General features: G+C 61.0%; 7 protein-coding genes. 1 reads left to right on the top strand and 6 read right to left on the bottom strand.

What is annotated here, in order from left to right; translation table 11 throughout:
- Nucleotides 1-295: 295 nt before the first annotated feature.
- Nucleotides 296-856 carry a HutD family protein gene (locus tag HX846_RS17550; RefSeq protein ID WP_178965792.1) on the bottom strand — a complete coding sequence of 187 codons (561 nt, stop codon included), beginning with the start codon at nt 854-856 and terminating at the stop codon, nt 296-298.
- On the bottom strand, nt 853-1,632 hold the full coding sequence (gene hutC / locus HX846_RS17545) for a histidine utilization repressor (protein WP_173406113.1): 780 nt from the start codon (nt 1,630-1,632) through the stop codon (nt 853-855). Before hutC ends, HX846_RS17550 begins: the two co-directional genes overlap by 4 nt.
- A 78-nt stretch (nt 1,633-1,710) precedes the next feature.
- Here hutC and HX846_RS17540 point away from each other — a divergent pair, with 78 nt between their 5' ends.
- Nucleotides 1,711-3,075: a formimidoylglutamate deiminase gene (locus HX846_RS17540; protein ID WP_178965791.1), complete on the top strand. Its 1,365-nt coding sequence runs from the start codon at nt 1,711-1,713 to the stop codon at nt 3,073-3,075.
- Between the two features lie 129 nt (nt 3,076-3,204).
- Here the strand turns inward: HX846_RS17540 and HX846_RS17535 are convergent, their stop codons facing one another.
- The 4 genes from HX846_RS17535 to HX846_RS17520 all read right to left on the bottom strand — a co-directional run.
- Nucleotides 3,205-3,774: a lipocalin family protein gene (locus tag HX846_RS17535; protein WP_003217984.1), complete on the bottom strand. Its 570-nt coding sequence runs from the start codon at nt 3,772-3,774 to the stop codon at nt 3,205-3,207.
- A 32-nt stretch (nt 3,775-3,806) separates the two neighbouring features.
- A complete protein-coding gene (locus HX846_RS17530) occupies nt 3,807-4,061 on the bottom strand; it encodes a hypothetical protein (protein ID WP_003217986.1) in 255 nt (84 codons plus the stop codon).
- A 143-nt stretch (nt 4,062-4,204) separates the two neighbouring features.
- Complete coding sequence (locus HX846_RS17525) at nt 4,205-5,215, bottom strand: class 1 fructose-bisphosphatase (RefSeq protein WP_003217989.1); 1,011 nt, start codon at nt 5,213-5,215, stop codon at nt 4,205-4,207.
- A gap of 108 nt (nt 5,216-5,323) precedes the next feature.
- Nucleotides 5,324-6,484 (bottom strand): DUF3999 domain-containing protein (locus HX846_RS17520; RefSeq protein WP_178965790.1); only part of this gene is annotated, 1,161 nt, incomplete at its 5' end.

The raw sequence follows: 6,484 nt of genomic DNA, 5'->3' as shown, positions 1-6,484 counted from the left end.
ATTGATGGGTGCGAAGAGGAAGTTCATGGACTCTTACGCACACATCTTTACTTGTACATACAAGCATATGCAATCAAGCGGCCAACTTTGCGCGCAAGGTTTGAAGATTTTTCCGGGACGAGGGTGGAAGCCTTGGAAAACAAGGCTTCGCAGCATGATGAATTTTCTTACGGGGGATTTTTACAGTGCGGGAGACTTGTCATCGAGGCAGGGCTTTGCGCCATGCTGGGGCGTTCGGTAACAAGTTGGTGCGGGAAGAGGGAAACAAAATGTGGGGGAAGAACCCCCCACCTATTCAAGCGGCGGCAGTCAATTCGATAACGCAGCAACGGCCAATCACGCTGATGTCCAGCAGGGCGGTGTTACCGTCCAGTTGCAGGCAGTCGTGACGGTTCAGCCGCTCACCGAGCACCTTCACTTCATCGGCCACGCTGAACACCAGCACGGTGTGCGCGGCACTGAAGAAACGCTGCGTGCCGTCCATCCATTGCAACCGCGCTTGATAGCGCTGCGGCGAATAGATGAGGTTGAAATCGCGGATCGGCCCGCCGATCAAGCGGCAGGACACCTGGCTGTCACCCTTGAACGGGAATGGCTGCAGCGGTAACAACCCGAGCTGTTCCTCGCCATCCACCGTCAGCACCATGCCCGAGCCTTGCAGCACGGTGATAATGCGCTGGTACCCGGCAAAGGTGGAGAACCCGCCCGACTCGGCGATATCGGCAATCGACAGGCGCCAGCCGAAACCGTCCAGGCCCTCCCCCGCGTCACGGGTGATCTCTTCAGTGCTGCCGCCGCCGTTTTTCCACGGCATGCGAATGTAATCGGTAGCGCGCCAGACTTTCATCGAACTCATTTACTGAAACGTCCTTCCAGGCTATGACGGGAACCGGGGTGGATCAAACGTGCGGCCGTGACCGGCTGGCGGCCAGACCAGGTGCGGCGGCGAATCAGCAGGCATGGCTCGCTGGTTTCGATTTGCAGCAGCTTGCATTCGTCGGCGTCGGCCAGGATCGCCTCGACCACGTGCTCGCCTTCGGTCAGCGGCGCCACCTGGTTGAGGTAGGCATAGGGCGTTTGCTGGGTGAAATCCTGCTGCAGGTATTCTGGTGCTACCAGGGCGTTGACGAAACGGTCTTCGATTTGCACCGGAATGTCGTTTTCGTAGTGCACGATCAACGAGTGGAACACCCGCCCGCCTTCGCGCATTTCCAGCGCGACGGCGCGCTCGGAACCGGCGGCTTCTTCCCCGAGGGTAATGACCTTGCACGTATGGCGATGACCGCGGGAGGCGATCTCATCGGCAATGTTGTGCACTTCAAACAGCGCCGACTGGCTCTTGGGCTCGGCGACAAAGGTGCCCACACCTTGCATGCGTACCAGCAGGCCTTCGGCAGTCAACTCGCGCAGGGCGCGGTTGATGGTCATGCGGCTGAAGCCCAACTGGTTGACCAGTTCGCTCTCCGAAGGCACGCGATAATGCGGCGGCCAGTTGCCGTTGAGAATCTGCTGGCTGATCATCTGTTTGACGCGGGCATACAAGGGCGCCGGACTTTCGTCCATGTGGGCAGCCAGTGGAGACTTGGCGGGCGGAGTCGACACAGGAAATCCTTGTAGGTGAAAAAGAAGCATAGCTTGCCGGAGTTTACCGAGCAGGCAAACGTCTGTATATGTATATACAAATAAACACACGACTGGGGTGCCTGAATCATGTCCGCTTTCTTTGCCGAACGCGCGCTGCTGCCTAATGGATGGGCCAACGATGTACGTCTTGAAGTCAGCGCCGATGGCCTGCTGACCAAGGTTGAGCCCAATGCCAGTGCAGACGGTGCCGAACGGCTCAGGGGCCCCGTGCTGGCGGGCATGCCGAACCTGCATTCCCACGCTTTCCAGCGCGCGATGGCCGGGCTGGCGGAAGTGGCCGGCAACCCGAATGACAGTTTCTGGACCTGGCGCGACCTGATGTATCGGATGGTCGGCAAGATCCGCCCCGACCAGTTGCAGGTCATCGCGCGCCAGTTGTATATCGAAATGCTCAAGGCCGGCTACACCTCGGTGGCCGAATTTCACTACGTGCACCACGACGTCAGCGGCCAGCCCTATGCCGACCCTGCGGAGCTGTCGCGGCAAATCAGCCAGGCCGCCGCCAGCAGCGGTATCGGCCTGACGTTGTTGCCGGTGCTCTACAGCCACTCCGGTTTCGGCGGCCAGGCCCCCAATGAAGGCCAGCGCCGCTTTATCAACAGCACCGAAAATTACCTGAGCCTGCAATCACGCCTGCAACCGATTCTGGCCGCGCAACCGGCACAACGGCTGGGCCTGTGTTTCCACTCGCTGCGCGCCGTCACACCGCAACAGATCAGCGAAGTGCTGGCCGCCAGCGACAAGGCGTGCCCGGTGCATATCCACATCGCCGAGCAGCAGAAGGAAGTCGACGACTGCCTGGCCTGGAGCGGCCAGCGCCCGCTGCAATGGTTGTATGACCATGTTGAAGTGGATCAGCGCTGGTGCCTGGTGCACGCCACCCACGCCAATCCGGAAGAAGTGACGTTGATGGCCAGGAGCCGGGCGATTGCCGGGCTGTGCCTGACCACTGAAGCCAACCTGGGCGACGGGATTTTCCCGGCGGTGGACTTCCTGGCCCAGGGCGGGCGCATGGGGATTGGTTCCGACAGCCATGTATCACTGAGCGTGGTGGAAGAATTGCGCTGGCTGGAATATGGGCAGCGGCTGCGGGACCAGCGGCGCAACCGGCTGTATCGCAGCGATCAGCCGATGGTTGGGCGTACGCTGTTCGATGCCGCGCTGGACGGCGGTGCCGAAGCGTTGGGGCAGCCGATTGGGCGCCTGGAAGTTGGCAAGCGTGCGGACTGGCTGGTGCTGGACGGCAACGATCCGTACCTGGCGACAGCGAACGAAGACGGGATCCTCAATCGCTGGTTGTTTGCCGGTGGTGATCGCCAGGTGCGCGACGTGCTGGTCAACGGGAAGTGGGTGGTGCGCGACGGGCGTCACGCCGCCGAAGAAGACAGCAGCCGGGCGTTTACCCAGGTCTTGCGGGATTTGCTGGGCTGACAGACGACACATAACAAATGTGGGAGCGGGCTTGCTCGCGAAAGCAGTGGATCAGTCAATACATCCGGTGACTGTCACACCGCCTTCGCGAGCAAGCCCGCTCCCACATTGGATTGGCGCTGTTTCGTATTACTGCGAGGTCTTCGCCATCTGCTTGTCCGACGTACGCCAGATCAAACGCGTGGTGTCATACCCCTGCTGCCGCGCCCTGCTCAGCAGGTCTTCGCGGGTGTCGGCGCTGACCGTCGGTGTGCGCGACAGCAACCACATGTAGCGCCGGCTCGGGCTGCCGACAATGGCGGTCTTGTAGTCATCGCTGACGTACAGCACCCAGTAATCGCCCTTGGCCACGCCCGGCAACAGCGAGGTGAACCAGTTATTGAATTCGACCCACAGTTTGTCGGTCTTGCCGGCGACCTGCGGCGTTGCGGTGCCCTTGGCTTCCTGCCACTTCCACTCAGGGGTCAGGCAGCGGTTGAACACCGACATGTTGCCATCGGGCAACAGCGTGTAGCGGGCTTCGGACTGCGCACAATTGCGCTGGAAGTACATCGGCAAACGGGCCAACTCATACCAGGTGCCCTGGTAACGCTTGAGGTTGACGCTGCCAACAGTCTTGGGTTGCAGATCATCGCCAGAATGGCTGGCGCAGCCCGCCAAAAACAGGCTGGCGCAGAGGTAGAGAACGAAACGCATCATGTTGTTTTTCTCCCGCAGGCTTTCGCCCCGGTTTACTTCAGGCCTTGCCCGGAAAAAATCAGTACTTTGTCACCGGCATATTGCACGCTGATAAAGCTGTTTTTATCGCCCCAGGTGCAACTGGACATACCCAGCGCGCCAGAACAATCAGTCGGCTTGCCCAACAACGACTCCACCTCGGCCTTTGGCATGCCGGCCGACAGTTTTGCGTAATTTTCTTGAGTGACCTTGCTGCAAGCGGCCAGAAGCACGCAAAACGACAACAGGGCGAGACGGCGTAACGACATGGAAAAACTCCTGGAGAGACGAAGCAGCTTGGGGGTCTGCCAGAAGCTTAGAAGGGAAAAGAGGTGTCTGGTTCCCGACGAGCGAAAACAAAAAAGCCCCGAAAACGCTGAAACGTTTCGGGGCTTTTGCTTACCGCAAGGACTTACGCCTTGTGGTAGCCGGTCACACGCTCAACTTCTTCCTTCGAACCCAGGAACACCGCTACGCGCTGGTGCAGGCCTTCCGGCTGGATGTCGAGGATGCGCTGGTGGCCGTCGGTGGACGCACCGCCCGCCTGTTCAACCAGGAACGACATCGGGTTGGCTTCGTACATCAGGCGCAGCTTGCCCGGCTTGGACGGCTCACGGCTGTCGCGTGGGTACATGAACAGGCCACCACGGGTCAGGATGCGGTGCACGTCGGCAACCATCGCAGCCACCCAGCGCATGTTGAAGTTCTTCTTCAGCGGGCCTTCTTCGCCGGCCATCAACTCGCCCACGTAGCGGGTAACCGGCTCTTCCCAGTGACGCTGGTTGGACATGTTGATTGCAAATTCCTGGGTGGACGCAGGAATGGTGATGTCTTCATGGGTGAGCACGAAGCTGCCCATTTCGCGGTCCAGGGTGAAGCCCTTGACGCCGTCGCCCAGGGTCAGCACCAGCATGGTCTGTGGGCCGTAGATCGCGTAACCGGCAGCTACCTGCTCGGTGCCCGGCTGCAGGAAGGCCTTTTCGTTCAGGGCTTCGTTCTGGCTCAGGTATTCGTTCGGGCAACGCAGTACCGAGAAGATGGTGCCGACTGGCGCGTTGATGTCGATGTTCGACGAACCGTCCAGCGGGTCGAATACCAGCAGGTATGCGCCTTTCGGGTATTTGCCCGGGATCTGGTAGGCATTGTCCATTTCTTCGGACGCCATGCCGGCCAGGTGACCGCCCCACTCGTTGGCTTCGAGCAGAATTTCGTTGGAGATCACGTCAAGCTTCTTCTGCACTTCGCCTTGTACGTTTTCAGTGCCCATGCTGCCCAGGACACCACCCAGCGCGCCTTTGGACACGGCGTGGCTGATTTCCTTGCAAGCACGCGCCACCACTTCGATAAGGAAGCGCAGATCGGCAGGCGTGTTGTTGCTGCGGGTCTGCTCGATCAAATAGCGACTCAGGGTAACGCGGGACATGGAAGGCTCCGGAAATGGGGGGGCTAAAAACCCGCGCAGTTTAACGCGAGTCGGGGCGTATTTCCTCCTATCAGAGGATTTAAACCCAATAGAGTTCATGGACTTTATTTAACGTGCCACCGGTGGCTTGCGCAGCAAACTGTAGGCCATGGCGCCCAGGGCCGCCACACCGAGCAGCAGCACGGCCCAAAGACCGAGCTTTTTCCAGTTCGGCCCGGCAACAACCGGGGCCGCGACCGCAGCCGATGTGACCACCGCCTCGCCCGCCACTTTGGCCTGCCCAAGCCCCGCGAGACGTTCGGCGCTGTAGTCCGGAATCAGGGTCGACAGCGGCAAGTTCGCGCCTTTCACCGACGGATTGCCGAGCACAAGGGTGAACGGTGGCTCGCCCCGCGCCAGGAACACCAACTGCGTGGCCCGCACCGCAAAGCTCAAGGTCGGCGCCTCCACGCCCAGGCCACCCCCACGCTCGTCCACGTCGAGCTTGAGCTGGGCAACAGCCTGGCCCGGCAACTGCAGTTCGTTCTGTAAAACGTCCTGGCCATTTTGCGTCAACCTGTAGAGCAAACCGCTGCTCATGGGCTGCCAGGCCTGATTACTTTCCCGGCGGCCCGACAAGGTGACCGGCGCCAGGCTGTTGGGTTGGCTCAAGTCGATTCGCAAGCGTTCGACGTTCAGTGCGTTGGGCAACTGCCAGCTGTATTCCCCGGCCTTGAGCCGGCTGCCCGACAACGGCTGCGACCACACCAGCGGCAACGGCAGGCTGTGGGCGCTGACACTCTCCAACTGCGCCGACGTCAGCGCCGGTGCCGCCTGGCCTTTCCACAGCAGGCGCAGATACCGCGCCGACTGCCCCGGCAAACTCACTTCATGCTGCTCGACGCGCTCATCGGCGAACGACAACCGCGCCACCTGCCCTTCGCCCCAGGCGCGCCAGTGCTGCAAGTCGTCGCTGGCTTCGATGCTGAAACGCTGGAAGCCGTCGCGCTCGCTGGTCCAGTCGAGGATCAGTTGCTGCAACGGGGCCTTGATCGCACTCGCATCGAGCAGCCAGCCGCGCAGCACTTCTTCGCCGGCCTCCAGTTGGCTCGGCGGCTGCACTTGCACCAGCGTGCCGGTGGACGTGGATTGCACACGCACGCTGGGCACGGCTTCGGAGGAGTCAGCCGCAGCGTACAACGGGAACCACTTCACGTTGGACAGGCTGCGGCTTTCGGTGCTTTGCGCCGACTGCCGCGCCAGTGCGTAAGCCTGGGGCTCGCCAGCGGC

This window comes from Pseudomonas sp. K5002, assembly GCF_013386655.1.
Taxonomy (GTDB): domain Bacteria; phylum Pseudomonadota; class Gammaproteobacteria; order Pseudomonadales; family Pseudomonadaceae; genus Aquipseudomonas.
The sequence above is the reverse complement of the archived record's forward strand: the minus strand, read 5'-3'. Positions and strand labels throughout refer to the sequence as shown.